Genomic DNA, 16,693 nt, shown 5'->3' on the forward strand with positions numbered 1-16,693 from the left:
CCTTCCGCCAGGGCACGGGTGTGCCGGGCAGCGTCGCCTCTGCCCGGCACACGGTCCCCGCAGGTGGATCAGCCGCTACTGCCCACCGCAGCGGCCGACCGAGCCCTCGAGTTCAGCGGTGGTGACGGCCCGCCGCGGCCCCAGGACTCCGTGTTCCGCGACGGCCGGCACGGCGACAGCGGAGACGACAGCCCCTGCGGCCGGGACGGCCACGAGATCCGCCCGGCAGGGTGTCCGCGCGCGAGTGGCACTGCCCGACGTGGACGATTCGACGCCGGAAGGGCGGGCGATCTCTCAGCCCTTGACGGCGTCTGCGATCTGCCGGGCGGCCTGGGCGGGTGTGCGGTGCGTGGTGTCGACGACCTCGGCCTCGGCGTGCAGCCACGTGCGGGCCGCCTGCGCGTAGGGCTCGAGGTACTGAAGCCGGAACGGGGAGTCGGGGCCGACAACGGTGTCGCCCGCGATGCGCCCGCGGAGGGTGTCCTGGTCGGCGTGGAGGACGAAGTGCCGGACCGGAATCGCATGCTCGGCGAGGCCCGTGCTGATCTCGCGCCAGTACTGCTCGACCAGGACGGTCATGGGCACCACCAGGGTGCCGCCGGTGTAGTCGAGGATGCGCCGCGCGGTCTCGACCACGAGCGGCCGCCATGGCGGCCAGTGCTGAAAGTTGTCCGTCGCGGGCAGCCCGGGCGTGACGTCCATGAGCGTCTCACCGACCTTCTCGGCATCGAACACCCGTGAGTCCGGGATCAGTTGCTGCACGAGCGCGCTGGTCGTCGTCTTGCCTGCGCCGTGGGTGCCGTTGAGCCATACGATCATGGACTTGACGCTAGCGTCATGCGGGTCGCGGGAACAGTCAGAGCGAAAATCCGGCAAGGCTTCAGGGCCGGAGTTCACCCCTCGGCTGCGTTCGCCGACCGCCGGACCAGGCTCCGCTCGCCGCGGAGGGCCCTTTTGAGCAATGCAGAGTCGGTATACGGACACTTCCTTCGGCAACGTCACGATGGGACACCATCGTTCGCTTACTTTTCTGGTCACGCCTGATCCGCAGCACGTGCCGCAGTTGCCGCAGGAGGAGACCGACTTGATTCGCGCGTGGCACGAACTGGGTTATGAGACTGCCCGGCAGGAGGCGGCGAGCGGCGATCCGGCTTTCGCCCGGTCGCTGGTGGACCGCGGCGGACTACGGCGCACGGTGGTGGACCGGCTGCGGCGCGAGCGCGACGGCCGACCGGTGGAGCACATCGCCCACCGGCTGAGCCGGTAACGCCCATGTCGTCTCAGCGAGCGAAAGACGCGGTTCTCATCGCCGGGGCCTACGCGGTCGACCTGGTCCTCACGGATCTGCGCGGACCGGTGAGCGCGGGGACCGAGGTGTGGGCCGATGGACTGGACATGGTGCCCGGAGGGGCGTTCACGTTGGCGATGGGGCTGCACCGGCTGGGGCGGCAGACAGTGTGGGCGGCCGATTTCGGCACGGACGTCTTCAGCCGTGAGGTCCTTGCCGCAGCGCGACAAGAAGGCATGGACGAGACGGGCTTCCGCCACCACCCACGCCCTGTGCGCAATGTGACGGTGGCCCTGTCCGATGCGAAGGACCGGGCAATGATCGCCCACGAGGACCCCATCGCGGCCCGCCCTCTCGCAGAGTTGATCGATGCTTTCCGCCCGTCAGTGGTGATGCTCCCCTTCCTCCAGTTCGGCCCGGACACCACGGACGCGCTGGAGATGGCCGCCCAGCACGGGACCCGGGTATTCATGGACTGCCAGGACTATCCCGGCCACCTCGGCATGGACGACGTACGCACGGCCCTGGGGCAGGTGGACGTGTTCGCGCCCAACGAATCAGAAGCGCTGCGGGTGACCGGGGCCGGCACGGTCGAAGAGGCGTTGGCGCTGCTCTGCGAGCTGGTGCCCACAGTGGTGATCAAACGCGGTCCGGCAGGCGCGATGGCCGCAACGAACGGGCTTCGAGCAGCTCAGGTCTCTCCTACGGTGCCGGTGGTGGACACGACGGGAGCCGGAGACTGCTTCAACGTGGGCTTCGTGCACCGGTGGATCGACGGCAGCCCCCTGAACGACTGCCTGGCAGCGGGCGTGGCCTGCGGAGCCGCCGCCGTTACCGGACCGGGCTCCAGCAACGCGCTCCACGCCCCCGAGCTCACGACCTGGCTCACACGGCTGCCGCACTGAACGTGGAATCAGGAAAACCGAGGCTGTCATGAACTACCGCGAAAGCCGGGCCCGTGGCGGACACGTCCCTGCGGGCCAAAGAGTCCTGGTCGCCGACCTCGACGGCACATTGCTGGGCGGCGACCAGGACAGCCGTCTGCAGCTGCGCCGGGCCCTGGAGCGTCACCCGGAGATCACCGTCGTCTTCGCCACGGGCCGCAGCCTGAACTCTGTACGGGCGCTGCTGCGGCAGGACCCGCTGCTCCCCTCACCCCGGTGGATCGTCGCGGACGTCGGTGCCAGCGTCATCGACGCCACCGACATGAGCCACATCGACGCGCTGGAACGCCCCCTGCGGATGGGATGGCCCGGGCACGCAGCCGTCCGGGAAGCGCTGCGCGGCTTTCCTCAACTCGCGTACCAGAACGTCGCGCAGGATGGGCGCTGCTCGTTCTTTCTGGCTCCCGAAGGGCTGACCGGCGCCCTCACGTCGGCAGTGGAGAACATGGGATGCTCCTGGTCCTACAGCGAAGAACGCTACTTCGACGTCCTGCCTCCGCGCGCGGGCAAGGGACCAGCCGTTCGGCAGCTCATCCACAAGCACCAATGGCCCTTGTCCGGCCTGCTCGTTGCAGGTGACTCGCTCAATGACCTGTCGCTGTTCCACCTCCGCTCCCACGGCGTCATCGTGGGCAACGCCGAGGCGGCCCTCACCGAGCGAGCCCCCGAAGGCCCCCTGATCCACCGCTCCCACCTCGACGGGGCCGCCGCCATCCTCTCAACGCTGCAGCACCTCAACTGGGTCGAGCCGTCCTCACCTGTCGTCATCGGCTACCACCGCGCGCCTGCTCGCTGGAGCGAAGGACGATGGGAACAACCCTCCAGCCCCAACGGCATCATGCCCACCCTGACATCCATCCTCGGCAGCACGAACAAGGACGGCGACCTGCACGCCGTGTGGGCCGCCGCGGTCACCGCAGAAGGCCACGACTCCTGGCCCGCCTCTTTCCCCGACCGCCTGCCCATGGCGCTTCTGCCCGTGCCGGCGTCCCGCTGGGCCGGGTACTTCCACCGGGCCTGCAAAGAAACGCTGTGGCCGGCGCTGATGTCCCAGCCCCACCTCATCCATCACGACCCGGCCCACTGGGCCGACTACGAGCACGTCAACGCCGCCTTCGCGGACCACATCAGCGTCCACGCCGCCCACGGCGCAACCGTGTGGCTGCACGACTACAACCTCTGGCTCGTCCCCGGCCTCCTCAAGCGCGCCCGGCCGGACCTGACCATCGGCCTGTTCCACCACACCCCGTTCCCCCCACCCGACGTCTTCCGTGCCCTGCCCGTCGCCGAACAGCTGCGCACCTCCCTCGTCCAACTGGACTGGGCGGGCTTCCACACGGCCGCCTTCGCCGACCACTTCCACCAGCTCCTGCAAGACAGCACCACCGTGCCGCGCACCGGTGTCCATCCCCTGGGCATCGACCAGGCAGTCGTCGCAGCCTTGGCGCGCTCCCGCACCCCCCGCGTCACCGCTGACGACAGCCTGCTGGTCCTGTCCGTGGAACGCCTGGACTACGCCAAAGCGCCCGTTCACAAGGTCCGCGCCCTCGCGACCCTCCTCGAGCGGCAACCAGAGCTGCGCGGCCGACTGCGCTTGCGGCTCGTGTGCCCGCCACCCGAGCCCGGCATCCGTGCCTACGAGACGACCCGCATCGAACTCGAGCAGGCCATCGACACCCTCAATGCCCGATGGAGCACCGGTGAATGGCAGCCGGTGGAATACATCCCCCGATCGCTCCCCTTCGCCGAGGTCATGGACCACTACCTGGCAGCCCACGTCTTCTGGGTGACCTCCCTGGCGGACGGGATGAACCTCACCGCCCAGGAATACCTCACCGCTCAAGCCGCCTCCGAACGTGCAGGCGTCCTCGTCCTCTCCCGGCACACCGGTATCGCTCAGCAGCTCGGGAACGCGGCACTGCTCACCGACCCCCACGACCCGCAGGACCTCGTCGACGCCCTGCACACCGCGCTGACAATGGCCCCGTCTCATCGCATGGCGAACACGGCCCACCTGATTCACCTGCTCGACGCCGCCCCACCCGTCGACTGGGCCCGCGCAGTGATCGCGGCCATCGGCGCGAGGCCCGGACAGCCACCAGGCCCGCCCTTCCGAACACCGGCGCAGCAGGCGACGGGGCTCACGGCCAACACCGGGAGGACGATTTCGGCAACCGGACCATGACGCGGCAACGCCGGCTGCGATTCCCCTGGTCCGCCATTTTCAAGCCGCCCGTCTGATGCCGGAACGCGCGGGCTGATGCCGCGTCACCGCCAACCGGACCGGACGGCTCGTCGACCGGAACGGCAGGCCCCAGCCATCGCTCCTTGCCCTGGGCCACCTCACCAGCGGCACCCACTCCTACATGTCCGGCATACAGATGCTCGTATGGCGCAGCGAAGCAGTCGCCGCGGCGATCGCCGCGATGCCTCAACCAGCACGGCATCGGCCCCACCAGGTCTAACCCCCTGACCGCAGACTCGGCTTGTCCCACGGTTCCGGCGCGACGCCGGTCAATGGCCGGCGGTTCCGGCGGACCGGGCCCCGCCGGGACCGCCCGTCAGCGGCTTCCCGCTCAGCGCGTAGACGAACGTGCCCTCCGGCGCCTGGGAGCCGTCGCGCAGCGCGCCCTCGACCCGACCACGCGAACGAGCGCCGACCGGGCCCGGGAATTCCGGGACCGGTCGGCGCTCGTTCCGGTCGCATGCCGGCGCCGGTCACGTCCCTGCTCCGGCCGTACGGACGTGCCGGTGATACGGACGTGCCGGTCACACGGCGGCATTCGTCATGCGCGGGTGGGTCAGCGGCGCAGCTTCAGGCGGTGTACCCCGCCGTCGACCGTGCCGACGTAGAGCGTGCGGCCGTCGGGGGCGGCGGCCAGCTTGGTGGTGTCGGTGTTCTGCAGACCGCTCGAGATGTTCTCCCACGTCAGGCCGTTGTCGGTGCTGCGCAGTACGCCCCGGCCGCCTTGGACGAGTCCGGACGCGGTCGAGCCGGTGGTGGCCGCGTAGAGCGCTCCGCCGACCCGCAGCAGGTCCGAGACGTGGACCGCGAGCGGGCCGGTGTCGGCGGTGCGGAAGGTCTTGCCGTCATCGGTGCTGACCCGGACCGACGAACCGCCGACGACCAGGCGCCGGCCGTCCATCACGATCGCGGAGACGGGGCCCTCGGCGACCTTGGTCTTGGTGACGCCGCCGTCGTCCGACCGGTAGAGGCCCGAGGCGTTGCCGAGCCACAGGCGCCGCGGATCGCGCGGGTCACCGGCCATGGCACCGAAGGACCTCTCGTGGAAGAGGTTCTTCCATGTCGTGCCGCCGTCGGACGTCGAGAACAGCCCGTCCCCGAAGATGCTCCTGAAGCTGATCGCCACCCGGTTCGGGTCGGCCGGGTGGACCAGGATCGAGGTCGGTATCTCCGACGACGTGCCCTTCACCTTCCAGGTCCGGCCGGCGTCACCGCTGCGGGAGACCACGAAGAGGCCGGTCGCGGTGCGCCGGACCTGCCACACCACCTTGGTGTCCTTGGGCGAGACGGCGATGTGCGAGGTGAGACGACCGGTCATGCCCTCTCCCCCGGACTGGCCCCACTCCGGGCCGGCGACGGGGATCGTGGTGCGGTAGGTGCCGCTCACCGTTCCGGCGAGCAGCTGGTCGCCGCTGGCCGCGAGGGCGAGGGTGGTCAGGCCCTGGACGCCGATCCTCCGGTAGCCGGTGCCGTCGGCCGAGCCGCGGTACAGGCCGTCCTGCTCGCTGGACACGGTCACCGAGCCGTCGGCCCAGCGGTCGTAGTCCATCGCGATGGCGGCCTTCGAGGGGGCGCGCACGGGCTTCCAGGTCTTGCCGTGGTCACGGCTCACCTGCCCGGCGCCGAACAGTGCGCGCAGGTACAGGTCGCCGCCGGAGGCGGACAGTCCGTTGCCGCCTTCCGCCAGGGGCAGCAGGGTGGACCAGGTGCGGCCCTTGTCGTAGGAGCCGCGGATGCCCGTGCCGGGGACGTAGGCCGCCACCACGGTGGAGTCGGCCGCCATGCCGCGGATGCTGTTCACCGGCTCGTCGAGGAGGAGGTGCGCCGTACCGGGGTCGCCCTTGCCGACCCCGTCGATCCGCCAGACGCCGTCGAAGGTCGCCAGGTACAGGGTGTCGCCGACGAGGGTGGCGTCGCGGACGTCACCGGTCACGCCGGTGGGGTACGTCGCCCAGGTGTCGCCCGCGTCCGTGCTGACGAGCAGCGTGCCGTCGACCATCGCGGCGAGGGTCCGGGTCCGCTCGTCCGCGACGAACTCGTCGATGTGCGCGTCGGGCACGTCGAGCTTGCGCCAGGTGCGGCCGTTGTCGTCGGTGCGCAGGATCGTGCCCCGGCGGGTGGGGTCGGCGGCCGCGTTCACGGCGTACCACCAGCGGTCGGGGCGGTGGGCGTCGACGACGAGCGCTCCGGTGCCGTTGCCGTCGGCGATCGGCAGCCTGCCCACCTGGCGCCAGTTGGCGCCGCCGTCGGTGGTCAGCCAGGGGGCGGCCTTTCGGAACTGGGTCACGACGGCCTGCTTGGGCCGGGCGGGCGAGAGCGCGACGTGGCCGGCCTCGCTGTTCGGGCCGATGGGCTCCCAGCGGTTGCCGCGGCTGCCGGCGGGGGTGACCTCGAAGGCGCCGCTTCCGGTGATCCGCCGGCCGTCGGTGGTCGTGGCCCGCACGGCCAGCCGGTAGGCGCCGGCCGCCTTCCCGGTCACGTCGGCCTGGTAGTAGCCGGCGCCGTTCATGGTGGTGGGAAGCGTGAAGGGCTTGCCGTGCGGCGGCGTGACCCTGATCTCCGGCGGCGCGTTCAGGGCGGCCGGGGCGGCGACGTGCACGGTGGAGCGGCCGTCGCTCGGGTCGGGGGACGCCTGGACGACGAGGTGCCGGACGACGAGCAGGTACGGCACCCGGAGGGCCGGGCCGCGCGCGGGGGTGGCGGTGATCCGGCCGCTGATCTCCGTGTCGGTGGCCGGGCGGTCGGCGCGCAGGGTGACGGTGACGGTCGCGGACCGCCTGGCGGGGACGGTGACCCGCGCCGGGGAGACGGTGGTGGGTCCGGTGCTGGCGAGGTTGACGGTCAGCGGCTTCTTGCCGGGGTTGGCCAGGCGTACCTTCGCGGTGCCGCCGACCTTCCTGTCGGTCAGGTCGGCGAGGCCGAACGACACGGTCGTCGGGGAGGCGCTGAGGGTGGCCGACGCCGCGGCGGCCACGTCGAGCCGTCCGTTGCCCTGGACGGTGGGGCCGGTGCCGGCGAGCTGCTTCGCGGTGCCGACCAGTGCGGACCTGATCGCGTCGGGGTCCTGGTCCGGGCGCAGTTGGCGCAGCAGGGCGGCGGCTCCGGCGACGTGCGGGCTCGCCATCGAGGTGCCCGACATGCGGTAGACGCCGGGCCCGTACATCGAGGTGGGGATCGCGGAGCGGATCTCCACGCCGGGTGCGACCAGGTCGGGCTTGAGGCCGAAGCCGGTGCCGGGTCCGCGCGAGGAGAACGAGGCGATCTCGTCGGTGGAGTCGGTGCCGCGCAGGGTCACGGACACCTTGCCGGCGGCCAGTTCACGGCTCAGCTGGGCGTACTGGGTCGTGTCGATGCCCATGACGACCAGGCGGTCCATGCGCAGCGAGTCGCCGGAGGCGGCGGTCCGGGTGAAGTCGGGGCGGGCGGGGGTCGCCGGGGCCTCGACCGTGCCCGGGGTGGCGGCGAGCACGGGTCCGTCGTGGGCCGCGAGGCCGCCGAGGACGGCGAGCGCGCCGCGCTTCTCGGCCTCGCGTGCCCAGTCGATGTCCCTCTGGCTCAGCACGTCCGTGCTGGGCGCGACGAGAAGGTCGGCCCGCAGGATCTTGCCCCGTACGTCACCGACCCGCTTCCAGTCCTCGGCGGTGCCCTCGCCGACGTCCACGAGCGGCGCGGTGACCGGTTTCCGGGGCGGGTTCGCGGACAGGATGCCCCGGTACGTCTGGATCAGTTCGGGTTCCTTGCCCGCCAGGTAGGCGCTGGGTATCCGCACCCCGCTGGTGGAGGCGCCGACCGCGATGACGCCGTCGGCCGACGCCGGAGTGTTGACGGTGCCGCTGCCGGGCCCTTCGTTGCCCGCCGCCGCGACGACGACCACTCCGGCCCGTACGGCGGCGGTCGCCGCGCGGCCCAGCGGGTCGGTGCCGTCACCGGGGCCGCCGAGGCTCATGTTGATGACGTCGGCAGGGTGGGGGTTGGCCGGGTCGGCCGCCGCCTCGATGCCGGCGATGATGTCGGAGGTGTAGCCGCTGCCGTCGGCGCCGACGACCTTGTAGGCCAGCAGGCGAGCGCCGGGCGCCATGCCGGTGACGCCTCCCTTCTTGGCCGCCTTGCCCGCGATGATGCCCGCGACGTGGGTGCCGTGACCGTTGTCGTCCATCGGGTCGTTGTCGTCGTTGGCGAAGTCGAAGCCGCCGACGACCTTGTGGCCCTTGCCGAAGCCGCCGCCCAGGTCGGGGTGGCCGTAGTCCACGCCGCTGTCCAGGACCGCCACGACGGTGCCCTTGCCGGTGGCCCTCACCCCGGCCGGGTCCTTGCGCTTCCAGACCTCGGGCGCGCCGGTCAGCGGCACGCTGGTGTCCGTGCGCACCTGCATCCGGGTGTCGGGCCGGACGGCGATGACGCCCGGCAGCGCGGCCAGCCGCGCCGTCTCGGAGGCGGGCACCGTCATCGCCACGGCGTTGACGAGCAGGCCGAGTCTGCGGGGTGAGGCGGGGTGCAGTCCGGCTTTGCGCACCGTCCCGACGAAGGCGTCCTGCCGTGCCGCCAGGGCCCGCCGGGCGTCGCCGACGGCGGAGGTGGTGCCGGCGGCCGTGGAGGTGAGCGAGCCGCCGGGGGCGGCTGCGACGGCGGCCTCCCCGGACAGTTCGACGATGACCCTCTGGTTCGGGTCGGGTGACTTCGCGGTCGCGGTGCCGGGCATCGCGGTGAGCGTCCCGGCGACCGCGACGGTGGTGACCGTGACGGCCACCAGGCGTCGGCTTCTACGTGCGTTCTTGGCCATGGGGAGAAGTCCTAGCCCCGAAGTCACTCTCCGTACAACAAATCCCGGCGGCCCATTGCTGCCGCTGGCACAAGTGGGCCAGTATCCGCATATGACGAACGATCTCACCGCCGCAGGCATCGATCCGTTCGACGAGAGCGTCTACCGGGCCGTGTTGACCCGGCGTACGGCGGCCCCGACCGAGCTCGCCGCCGACCTCGGCTGCTCCCCCCTCCGCGCCGCCAGGGCGCTGGACCGGCTGCACGACCAAGGCCTGGTCGGGCGACTCGCGGGCGTCCGCCGCCGGTACGCGGCGATCGAGCCGGGAGCGGCGGTCGAGTCCCTGGTGCGCACCAGGGCCGCGGAGTTGGACCGGGTCCGTTCGGCGGCGGGTGAGCTGTCCCGCCTCTTCGCGGCGGCCCAGTCCGGCACCGCCGGGGAGGACGAGGTGGAGATCGCCACCGGCCGCGAGGCGCTCGGCCGCTGGTTCGTCCGCCTCCAACAGGAGGCGCGCGAGGACGTCATGACGCTGGACCGGCCGCCGTACGCACTGACCACCTCCAACCCGGTGGAGAGCACGGCGCTGGGGCGCGGCGTGCGCTACCGCGCGGTCTACGCCCCCGAGGCGCTGGAGTGGCCGGGGGTGCTCGAGGACATCCGCGGACTCGTGCGCCACGGCGAGCAGGCCCGGGTGATGCCGGGCCTGCGGATCAAACTGGCCATCGCGGACCGCCGGCTGGCGCTGATGCCGCTCTCCCTGGACCTCGACGGCGTGCGCGCTGCGGTCATCCGCCCGTCCACCCTGCTGGACGCCCTCACCGACTACTGGGAGCTGTGCTGGAAACAGGCCCTGCCGCTCGACGTCCCGGCCGAGGACCCGCTCGGTGAGGAGGATCGCCTGGTGCTCACCCTGCTGGTCAGTGGTCTCAAGGACGAGGCCATCGCCCGTCAGCTCGGTTGGTCGGTCCGCACCATGCGCCGGCGCATGAGCCGCCTCCACGAACTCCTCGGCGCGGTGAACCGCTTCCAGGCCGGCGTCGTCGCGGCCCGCCGCGGCTGGATCTGATTCCGAAACGATCGGCACGGCCCGTGCTGCCCGTTCCCGCGCCCGTGCCCCATCAGACGCTGAACACTGCCGTACACCCGCGTTCGTCACCCGCCGGGCGCTGAGCGTTCGCGCAGCACGTCGTCCGGAGGCACCGCACGTGGTGCGGCACCTCCGGCGCGCGGCGGAGGTCAGGCGCGGACGAGGAGCCAGGCGCCCTGGTTGTTGCAGCCGTAGGCGATGTAGCTGGTCGAGCGGAAGCCCGACGGGATGGGTGAGCCGGGGCAGGTGTACAGGCCGGCCCGCGCGATGCTGTGCTGCCAGGCGCCCACCCCGTTGCAGCCGTAGGAAAGGTAGTTGGTCACGACGTAGCCCGAGACGATCGGTGAGCCGCCGCAGGTCCAGATCCCGTCCTTGGGGAGGTTGTGCCGCCAGGAGCCGACCCCGTTGCAACCCAGGCGGACGTAGTCGGTGACGACGTACCCCGAGACGATCGGCGAGCCGCCGCAGGTGTACAGCCCGTCCGCGGCCGGCTGCTGGTACCACGAGCCCCAGCCGCTACAGCCGTTCTTGTCGTACGCGGTGAGGACCCATCCGTTCGGGATGGCGGCGCCGGCGCACGCCCACTGGCCGGCGGCGGCCCGGCCGGCCGGCTGGGCGGCCGCGTCCGACGTGCCCGCGGCGGTGCCCGCGAAGACGAATCCGGCTATGAGCGCGAGCGCGCCGATGGTGGCGCCCGTACCGCGGCGGACGACCGCACCGGTCAGGCGCTTCCACACGTGGCGGAGGTGCATGGTGATTCACTCCAGTCCTGGCGGCGGGCATGCTTCGGTGCCCGCTGGTCGGGGGGCTCAAGCGGTGAAGCGGGCATCACGCTAGTGGGGAGGTCCTGCGGATGTCCTGTGTCAGGGTCGTGAAGACGCCACTTGACCTGCAACTTGACCTGAACATGCCCACCCACGTCCGGCCGGTGGCTGATGTCGTGCCCGCGTTCCACTCGACCTGGCCGGCCCCGGGGGACCGGGTCACAGCCAGCCCGAGCGCTGGGCCTGGAGCGCCATCTGGAACCGGCTCGTGGCGCCGAGGCGAGCCATCAGGACCTGGATCCGGCGGAAGAGCGTACGGCGGCTGACGTCGAGCTCGCGGGCGATGACCTCGTCGCTCGCACCGCCCGCGAGCAGCCGCAGCAGGCGCCGGTCGGCAGGCAGGAGTCCGGCCGGCCGCGCGGTCCGGCCGTGAAAGGGCAGCGCGCTCTGCCAGGCCTGCTCGAAGAGGGCCACGAGGGCCGAGAGCAGCCCGCACGGCTGCACGACCAGCATGCTGTTGTGCACGTCCGCCTCCCGGATCGACAGCGACACCAGGGCGTACGCCTCGTCGATGATCAGGAGCTTGACCGGGACCGACGGCAGCACCCTGGCCTGCTCGCCCGCCTCGATGCACGGCTCGATGACCGTCCTCATCATGTCGGGGTGCTCCAGCGACGCCTGGGAGTAGATGACGCGCTGCGTCACCCCCCGGGCCAGCGTGGCCAGCGCGTCCTCGGTGGCGCCGGGGATGAGGGTGTACGGGGGCGAGTCGAACTGCCTGATCTGCTCGCGGGCGCTGGCCCAGGCCTGCCGGCTCCGGGGGCCGATGGCGTCGCCGGTGACGACCTCGACGAGGTCGTCGGTGTACGCGGTGAGCCGCTGCCGCCGGAACGATTCGAACGCGCCCCCGACGGTGATCCGCGACTCGTCGAGCTCGGCGGCCCGGTGCCGGCCCAGGATCTCCAGGCCTGCGGCGGGCGGCACCGGGGCCACCACGTCCCGCTCCCCCGCGGCCGCGCTCGCCAGGCCCGCGTCGACGAGCTGGCCGTACGCCGCGGAGAGCTCCGCGCCCCCGAGACCCGCCGCGGAACCGATGGCGCTCAGCGGTGCGGGGCCGAGGTCCAGGAGCCGGATGTAGACCCGGCGGGCCTCATCGCCGACCCCCAGAAGTCGGAGTGCCTCACTGAGCTTCGCGTTCGCCATGAACCGCATTATCGGCCCCTCCGGTCCGCCCTCGCCGACCAGGGGTGGCCGATTCGTGCCACTGTCCGATCTCGGCACCCGGCGGGCCCGCGGCGCAGTAACGTCCGGTTGCCGCCGACGACCGGTGGCGGAGAACTCACCAGAATTCACCAGAACTCACCCGGAAGAAGGTGCAGGACGTGGCGCAGGGTCGCAAGAACGGCCTCTACGGAGGCGTCTCCGAAGAGCTTTCCGCCCTCATGCGGACGGGATGGGCGGACACCGAGCGGCACGGGCTCGAGCCCTCCGAGCAGGCCCCGTACGCGGCCCGCCGCCGCGCCGCGCTCTCCGCGCTCTTCCCCGGCGAGCGCCTGGTGGTCCCCTCCGGGAACCTCAAGTACCGCTCCAACGACGACACGTACCCGTTCCGTCCGTACTCGGGCTACGTGCACATGGCCGGCGACCAGGCCCGCGACGGCGCGCTCGTCCTCGAACCCCGCGCGGACGGCGGCCACGACGCGTACTGCTATCAGCTCCCCCGCGACAGCCGGGACGACGACGAGTTCTGGATGGGCTACACGGCCGAGCTGTGGATGGGGCGCCGCCGCTCCCTCGCGGAGTCCGAGGTGGTCCTCGGACTGCCCTGCCGTGACGTCCGCACCGTCACCGAGGACCTGGCCGCCGGCTCCGGCGTGCCGACCCGGATCGTCCGCGGGATCGACCCGGCCCTCGAAGCCGCCGTCACCACCGACGAGGAGCGCGACGCCGAGCTGGAGCAGGCACTGAGCGACCTCCGACTCGTCAAGGACGCCTGGGAGATCGGCGAGATGCGCAAGGCGGTCGACTCGACCGTCCGCGGGTTCACCGACTGCGTCGGCGAGCTCTCCCGCGCGGTCGCCTCGTCCGAGCGGTGGATCGAGGGCACCTTCTTCCGCCGGGCCCGCCTGGAGGGCAACCACGTCGGCTACGGCTCGATCTGCGCCGCCGGCGACCACGCCACGATCATGCACTGGACGGACAACGACGGCCCGGTGCGCCCCGGTGACCTGCTGCTCCTCGACGCCGGCGTGGAGACCCACTCCCTCTACACCGCCGACGTCACCCGCACCCTCCCCATCAACGGCACCTTCACCCCCGTGCAGCGCACCGTGTACGACGCGGTGTACGAGGCCCAGGAAGCCGGCATGGCCGCGGTGAAGCCCGGCGCCCCGTACCGCGACTTCCACGAGGCCGCCCAGCGCCACCTGACGGCGCGACTGGTCGAGTGGGGCTTCATCGAGGGCCCCGTCGACCGCGCGTACGAGCTCGGCCTCCAGCGCCGCTTCACCATGGCGGGCACCGGCCACATGCTCGGCCTGGACGTCCACGACTGCGCCCAGGCCCGCACCGAGGAGTACGTCGACGGCGTCCTCGAACCGGGCATGGTGCTCACGGTCGAGCCCGGCCTGTACTTCCAGCCCGACGACCTGACCGTGCCCGAGGAGTGGCGCGGCATCGGCGTCCGGATCGAGGACGACCTCCTGGTCACCGACGACGGCCACGAGAACCTGTCGGCCGGCCTGCCGCGCACCTCGAACGAGGTCGAGGCCTGGATGGCCCGCTTCGCGGGCTGACACCACGACACCACGCCACCGCGCCACCGCGACCCGCACAGGTCGCACGCACCGCCCTCGGGTGATCCCCGGCGCTCAAGGCCACCGCTTGCCAGGCGGTGGCCTTGAAGCCGTTTGGGGCCCTGTCGTGCAGGTTCCTCGGAAGGTCTCGCCGGGCCGGGCCGCCGAGTGGCGGAGTCGAACATTCGACCTAGATCAAATCGAGCCGGAAGTGACGGCCCGACTACGCCGAGGCACCGGCAGGGCCACGGATCCGGACACCTCGTACACCCGACCGCTCCCTCCGCCGCCGCGCCGCGTCCGCGATCTTGACCTCAAGTGATCAAGCAACACCGCACCTCGGGCGGCAGGCAGGCCCGAGAACGCGCCATGCCCGAATGTGATCATGTGCCTGGTCAGCGACATCTGTCCGGTTGTGAACAGGTGGCCGGTACCCCTCGCTGCGCACCCTGCCTACTGATGCGTAGCGTCACCGACCTGCGACGCAGGGAGGGATGAAGCCATGGGCGAAAGCAGCGCGAAGAACGATGTGGGCACGGCCTACATCAACGACGTATTCATGCGGCACCCGCTGACCAGCCGGAACCAAGAGGAACTCGACATCGCCGCCAGGGCCGTGGGCATCCTGGAGCGGAACCGGCTCAGGAACCTGTTCAAGCGGACGCCCCAGGGAGGGGGCAAGCAGATCGACCCCATCGGGTTCTCCCTGAACACGGTGCGCTACGGCGGCTTTCCGCAGGACGAGCAGACCGCGCGCGAGCGCGGCTGGCGGGCCTTCATGAACGTCGGCGTACCCGTGATCGAGGAGCGGAGCGACATCCAGCAGCCTCCCCCCGACATGATTTCCAAGCAGACGTACATCAACGGAACCGACCCGATCAAAATCACGGTGACGGACACGGTCGAGTTCTCGATCTCGAACACGATCAGCTGGTCGCTCCAGGGAGAGGTGAAACTCACCTTCGGGGCGAAATCCATCGCATCGCTCCAGCAACAGCTGGAGAAGAGCATGGAGATGAAGCAGTACCAGAAGACCACCCTGCTCAACAGCAAGGACAACCAGGGCGTCAACACGGAGTCCCAGACGGAGGCGACGAGCGCCACCAAGGCCACCAGCTCCGTCACCGGCACCGGAGAGCTGTGGGGAGAACTGGCGCTCGGAATCACCGGATCCATCAGCGGTTCGCTGACCACCGAATGGAAGCACATCTCGTCGGTCAGCTTCGACGTCATGAGCCGGGCGGACGTCATGGCCACGACGCGGCGTCAGATCCGCCAGTTCGACTACGAATTCCCCGTCACCTTCGGCGGCTGGGTCGCCTTGTACTATCCCGTCCCGGTCGAGGTCAAAGAACCCGCCAAGCAGGGCGCCGAGCCGAAGCATTCCAAGGTCATCGCATGGAAACTCGGCGAATCCGCCCTCGACAACAGCCGCTTCGACCTGGCCGACGACAAAAAGCGGTTCATGCAGAAGGGGACGGCCGAGACCGTCGCCGTCCGCGCCGGCGAACACAGGGTGTTCCAGCCGGAAGTGCTCGATTACCAGAACCAGAAGCAGCCGCTCTAGGAGTGAAGCCCATGTCCTTCAAGAACATTTTCGACAACGGCGGGGACGAGGCCGGTTCCGCCGAGCAGTCCGCCCAGAAGCTCAACGACGGGACGCCGGGGGCCGGGGACGTCTCGGAGGCCGTGCGCAAGATGGAGAGCGAGCGCGACCCGTGGCTCGTGCGCCAGACCGCGCACGGGGCCTTCGACGTCATGGGCTTCCTCGATCCGCTCTTCCACAACGCCCAGGGCATGGCCGCCGCGCAGCGCCAGGTCTCGGAGGACCCGAGCGCCACGTCCACCATGGCCTCGTCGACCACGAAGGCGTTCGGACCACCGAAGGTGAGCATCAGCGACGAGGACATGCCGAAGCTCGAAGACGTGGCGAAGCTCATCGGCAACAAGAGGAGCCACACCCTCCTCGCGACGGGTCTGGGAGCGTCCGAGGGCCTGGCGGTCGACCCGGCACGGGACACCGCGTACGTCGCCGACCGGAGCGGCAAGAAGCTGACCGCGGTGAAGGTCGGCACCGGCGCCACGCGCGTGGCCGCGAGCGCCCTGGGCGACATCGGCGATGTGGAGGTGGACCGGCAGGGCACGGCGTACACCACCGACTACACCGGTGGGCGCCTGCTCGCGGTGGACCTGTCCAGCGGCTCCTCCCACAAGATCGCCGACATCCCGGGCGCGTACGGCGTGGCGCTGACCGGAGCCGGCAAGGCCTACGTGGCCAGCTGGAGCACCGGGCAGGTGGTCGAGGTCGGCCTGGCGGGCGGACAGAACGTCACGATCGCCACGGGCCTGGGCTCGGGCCTCGGCGGCATCGCACTGGACGGGAAGGGCAAGGCCTACGCCGGCCAGAAGGACGGCAGCGGCAAGCTCTACGAGATCAACCTGGCCGACGGCACCCACCGCGTCGTGACCGCCCTCACCGGTGCGACCACCATCCGCGTGGAGCTCGACGGCGCCGGCCGGGCGTACGCCATCGACCACGCGAACGGCCGTCTGTACGAGATCACCCTCGCCGACGGCGCCCAGCGCGTGGTGGCCTCCGGCCTGGGCACCTGCGCGGGGCTCGCGCTGGACACCGTCAACGGCTGGATCTACGTCAGCAACGTCGAAGGCCAGTTGTGGCAGATCAACCAGCGCGCCGCCCAGGCCCTGGGCGGCGTCGGCAAGCTCGTGCCGTAGGGCTGTGGCGGCCGTAGGGCTGTCCACCGGCCGCGGGCGCGCCGAGGAGAGCAGCCGGGCCTCGGCCCGCACCGG

11 protein-coding genes are annotated in these 16,693 nt (G+C 71.2%); 7 read left to right on the forward strand and 4 right to left on the reverse strand.

Going from position 1 to position 16,693, the window contains the following annotated elements:
- Positions 1 to 294 precede the first annotated feature (294 nt).
- Complete coding sequence (locus OG764_RS02520; protein ID WP_328966705.1) at positions 295 to 819, reverse strand: ATP-binding protein; 525 nt, start codon at positions 817 to 819, stop codon at positions 295 to 297.
- 142 nt (positions 820 to 961) lie between these two features.
- Between OG764_RS02520 and OG764_RS02525 the strand changes: the two genes are divergently transcribed.
- Genes OG764_RS02525 through OG764_RS02535 form a run of 3 tightly spaced genes read left to right on the forward strand, consistent with a single transcriptional unit; the run spans position 962 to position 4,417 of the window.
- Complete coding sequence (locus OG764_RS02525) at positions 962 to 1,267, forward strand: hypothetical protein (RefSeq protein WP_328966706.1); 306 nt, start codon at positions 962 to 964, stop codon at positions 1,265 to 1,267.
- Positions 1,268 to 1,272: 5 nt separating this feature from the next.
- Positions 1,273 to 2,193, forward strand: a complete 921-nt coding sequence (locus OG764_RS02530; RefSeq protein WP_328966707.1) for a carbohydrate kinase family protein — start codon at positions 1,273 to 1,275, stop codon at positions 2,191 to 2,193.
- Between the two features lie 28 nt (positions 2,194 to 2,221).
- Positions 2,222 to 4,417 (forward strand): trehalose-6-phosphate synthase, encoded by a 2,196-nt coding sequence (locus OG764_RS02535; RefSeq protein ID WP_328966708.1) that lies wholly within the window; start codon positions 2,222 to 2,224, stop codon positions 4,415 to 4,417.
- A 616-nt stretch (positions 4,418 to 5,033) separates the two neighbouring features.
- On the opposite strand, the gene OG764_RS02540 is transcribed toward OG764_RS02535, so the two are convergent.
- Positions 5,034 to 9,257, reverse strand: coding sequence for a S8 family serine peptidase (locus OG764_RS02540; RefSeq protein WP_328966709.1), 4,224 nt, complete (start codon positions 9,255 to 9,257; stop codon positions 5,034 to 5,036).
- A 91-nt stretch (positions 9,258 to 9,348) separates the two neighbouring features.
- Here OG764_RS02540 and OG764_RS02545 point away from each other — a divergent pair, with 91 nt between their 5' ends.
- The gene (locus OG764_RS02545; protein ID WP_328966710.1) at positions 9,349 to 10,302 is read left to right on the forward strand and encodes a helix-turn-helix domain-containing protein; all 954 of its coding nucleotides are present in this window, start codon (positions 9,349 to 9,351) and stop codon (positions 10,300 to 10,302) included.
- Between the two features lie 170 nt (positions 10,303 to 10,472).
- Here the strand turns inward: OG764_RS02545 and OG764_RS02550 are convergent, their stop codons facing one another.
- Both OG764_RS02550 and OG764_RS02555 read right to left on the reverse strand, forming a co-directional pair.
- Positions 10,473 to 11,075: a hypothetical protein gene (locus OG764_RS02550; RefSeq protein ID WP_328966711.1), complete on the reverse strand. Its 603-nt coding sequence runs from the start codon at positions 11,073 to 11,075 to the stop codon at positions 10,473 to 10,475.
- Between the two features lie 231 nt (positions 11,076 to 11,306).
- The gene (locus tag OG764_RS02555; RefSeq protein WP_328966712.1) at positions 11,307 to 12,290 is read right to left on the reverse strand and encodes a helix-turn-helix transcriptional regulator; all 984 of its coding nucleotides are present in this window, start codon (positions 12,288 to 12,290) and stop codon (positions 11,307 to 11,309) included.
- A gap of 179 nt (positions 12,291 to 12,469) precedes the next feature.
- On the opposite strand from OG764_RS02555, the gene OG764_RS02560 reads away from it, so the two are divergent.
- The 3 genes from OG764_RS02560 to OG764_RS02570 all read left to right on the forward strand — a co-directional run bounded on the left by OG764_RS02560 (position 12,470) and on the right by OG764_RS02570 (position 16,618).
- Positions 12,470 to 13,882 (forward strand): aminopeptidase P family protein, encoded by a 1,413-nt coding sequence (locus OG764_RS02560; protein WP_328966713.1) that lies wholly within the window; start codon positions 12,470 to 12,472, stop codon positions 13,880 to 13,882.
- 502 nt (positions 13,883 to 14,384) lie between these two features.
- Positions 14,385 to 15,449, forward strand: a complete 1,065-nt coding sequence (locus tag OG764_RS02565; protein WP_328966714.1) for a gluconolaconase — start codon at positions 14,385 to 14,387, stop codon at positions 15,447 to 15,449.
- An 11-nt stretch (positions 15,450 to 15,460) separates the two neighbouring features.
- Complete coding sequence (locus OG764_RS02570; protein ID WP_328966715.1) at positions 15,461 to 16,618, forward strand: hypothetical protein; 1,158 nt, start codon at positions 15,461 to 15,463, stop codon at positions 16,616 to 16,618.
- Positions 16,619 to 16,693 lie beyond the last annotated feature (75 nt).

The organism is Streptomyces sp. NBC_00239, assembly GCF_036194065.1.
Classification (GTDB): domain Bacteria; phylum Actinomycetota; class Actinomycetes; order Streptomycetales; family Streptomycetaceae; genus Streptomyces.